The sequence below is a fragment of the Streptomyces sp. NPDC037290 genome, from assembly GCF_055603245.1.
In genome coordinates this window covers 1-1,213 of sequence record NZ_JBVJVZ010000163.1, presented here as the reverse complement: position 1 = coordinate 1,213, position 1,213 = coordinate 1, and the positions used below count along the sequence as shown (strand labels likewise).

At 67.8% G+C, this 1,213-nt stretch carries 2 protein-coding genes; both read left to right on the top strand.

Features of this window, described 5'->3' with window-relative positions:
• Window positions 1–1,049 (top strand): phenylacetate--CoA ligase family protein (locus ACZ7HQ_RS45670; protein ID WP_471003597.1); only part of this gene is annotated, 1,049 nt, incomplete at its 5' end.
• Window positions 1,018–1,213, top strand: a 196-nt coding sequence (locus ACZ7HQ_RS45665) for a DUF6052 family protein (RefSeq protein WP_471003594.1), incomplete at its 3' end; no start/stop codon positions are given. The genes ACZ7HQ_RS45670 and ACZ7HQ_RS45665, both read left to right, overlap by 32 nt.

The following is a 1,213-nucleotide window of genomic DNA, read 5'->3' as shown; positions in this document are numbered from 1 at the left end:
ACCACCAGACCAGCGGCACCAGCGGCAACCCCCCCATCCGGACGTTCGACACCGAACGCGACTGGGCCTGGTGTGTGGACACGTTCTGCACGGCGCTGCACAGCATGGGCGTGCGCCCGCACCACAAGGGCCTGGTGGCGTTCGGCTACGGGCTGTTCGCCGGTTTCTGGGGCATGCACTACGGCCTCGAGCGCATGGGCGCCACGGTCATCCCGGCCGGCGGTCTCGACTCCCGCTCCCGGGTACGGCTGCTGGTCGACTACCAGATCGAGGTGCTCGGCCTCACACCGAGCTATGCGATGCGGCTGATCGAGACGGCCAGCGAGATGGGCATCGACCTCGCCCGCGAGGCGAACGTCCAGATCATCCTGGCCGGGGCGGAGCCGCGCTCAGCGTTCACCACCCGCACCATCGAGGAGGCTTTCGGCGCCCGGGTCTTCAACGCCGCGGGCACCACCGAGTTCGGGGGGGTGTTCATGTTCGAGTGCACCGCCCGGCGCGAGGCCTGCCACATCATCGAGCCTTCATGCATCGAGGAGGTGCTCGACCCGGTGACGGAGCAGCCCGTCGGCTACGGCGAGGAAGGCGTCCGAGTCACCACCGGGCTGAACCGTGAGGGGATGCAGCTCTTCCGGCACTGGACCGAGGACGTCGTGATCAAGCGGCCCTACACCGAGTGCGGCTGCGGCCGGACGTGGGATTTCTACGACGGTGGCATCCTGCGGCGCGTGGACGACATGCGCAAGATACGCGGGGTCTCGATCACCCCGGTGATGATCGAGGACGTGCTGCGCGGCTTCGACGAGGTGAACGAGTTCCACTCGTCCATCAGGACCGTCCGCGGACTCGACACGATCCACGTCAAGGTCGAGGCGGGAGACATCTCGGGCGAGGCAGCCGAGAGACTGTGCGGCCGCATCACCGAGGAGTTCAAGCGCGAGATAGGCATACGGCCCCAGGTGGAGCTGACCCCTGCGGGCAGCCTCCCCCGATCGAAGTGGAAGGCGGCACGACTTCATGACGAGCGCGAACTCGCCCCTCAAGCCTGAGCAGGTGGAGCAGCTCCTGGAGAACTACCGGAGCCTGGGCCTGCTGGAGCGGAGCTGCACGGTCCCGGCCGTGCTCGCCGCGGTCAGGGCAGCCCGTGCGGAACTTCGCATCGCCCTGGACGGACAGGCTGTGGAGTTCGACTACTACCGGGGGCACGACGACA